The following is a 1,436-nucleotide window of genomic DNA, read 5'->3' as shown; positions in this document are numbered from 1 at the left end:
CTGCCCCACGACGATCCGCCCCCGCCGGCGGACGGTGTGCCCGTCTTCTGGGTGCAGAGGGACCTCGAGATGACCGTCGGTAAGGCGGCCGCGCAGGTCGGGCACGCCGCGATGTTGTTCGCGGGAGCGCTGGACGTCGACACCGCACGTGCCTGGGCATCCGACGGATTCCCGTGCGCCGTCCGCGACGCCGACGAGACCACCTGGCGCGAACTGCTCGCCCGGGTGGAAGCGGGCACCGCCGTCGCGGTCCGCGATGCGGGCTTCACCGAGGTGGCGCCGGGTTCGATCACGGTTGTCGCGGTGCCGGGCACGGTCAGCGCACGAGTCTGACCTCCACCGGCGTCGTGCCGCCGTGGATCATCCTTGCGCGACCTCTTCGTCGTCCGTGATCCGGAAGATCAGCACCGTCGGTCCGTCGACCGGGTACGAACTTCCCACCCGCATCGGTGAGGTGTCCGCGGGCCGGCCGTCGGGGGCGCTCGAATCGAACACGCACGCGATGTCGCCGCGGTACCACTCGGGCCCGGCCAGTGTCACCGTGGCGGCACCCCCCGAATGCAGAACGAACAGGCCGCTGCTGTCCTCGAGAGTGACGCCGGTGCGGGTGACCGTGCCGAGTTGCGAGCCGTCGACCCAGCCCTGCAGCGTGCGGCGGCTGTCGTCGTGCCAGGCCTCGTCGTCGAGTTCGACCCCCTCGATGCCGAACCACACCAGGTCGGGATACCCCACGGACCGGGCGCGTCCCTCGAAGAAGCGTCGCTGCCGCAGCACAGGGACGCGTGTGCGCAGGCGGAGCAGTTCGCGCACGTAGTCCGTTCGCGCACGGTCGGCGTGCTCCCAGTCCAACGGCCACGCGTCGCGGACCGCGACGTCCTCGGGAACGCAGTAGGCGTTGTTGTTGCCGTGCTGTGTGTGGCCGAACTCGTCACCGGCGAGCAGCATCGGGGTGCCCGTCGACAGCAGGAGCGTCGCCAGCACGGCCCGGACGTGACGGTCGCGGGCGGCGAGGACATCGGGATCGTCGGTCGGACCCTCGACACCGTGGTTCACCGACTCGTTGTTGTTCGACCCGTCGCGACCCTCTTCCCCGTTCTCGTCGTTGTGCTTGCGCTCGTACGACACGGCATCGGCGAGGGTGAAACCGTCGTGGGCGGTGACGAAGTTGATCGACATCCACGGTTGCCGGATGTTCCTGTCGTAGAGGTCCTCCGAACCGGTGAGCCGCGACGCGACCTCGCGGATGCCGGAACGTCCGGCCCAGTAGCGGCGCACCGTGTCGCGGTACCGGTCGTTCCATTCCGCCCACTGAGCCCCGAAGTTCCCGAGCTGATAACCGTGCGCGGTGGCGTCCCACGGCTCGGCGACGAGCTTGACGTCGCTGAGGACGGGATCGGTGACGATCGCGGTGAGCAGTGCCGCTCGCGGATCGAACG

1 protein-coding gene and 1 pseudogene are annotated in these 1,436 nt (G+C 69.6%); one reads left to right on the top strand and one right to left on the bottom strand.

Going from position 1 to position 1,436, the window contains the following annotated elements; all coding sequences use genetic code 11:
* Window positions 1-333 (top strand): peptidyl-tRNA hydrolase (locus R1101_RS0123425; RefSeq protein WP_016935607.1); only part of this gene is annotated, 333 nt, incomplete at its 5' end.
* Between the two features lie 27 nt (window positions 334-360).
* Here R1101_RS0123425 and R1101_RS28440 read toward each other — a convergent pair.
* Window positions 361-1,436: pseudogene (locus R1101_RS28440) on the bottom strand (glycogen debranching protein GlgX); the annotation flags it as partial.

Origin of the sequence: Rhodococcus sp. R1101, from assembly GCF_000278445.1 — a bacterium.
Lineage (GTDB): Bacteria > Actinomycetota > Actinomycetes > Mycobacteriales > Mycobacteriaceae > Rhodococcus > Rhodococcus gordoniae.
The sequence above is the reverse complement of the archived record's forward strand: the minus strand, read 5'-3'. Positions and strand labels throughout refer to the sequence as shown.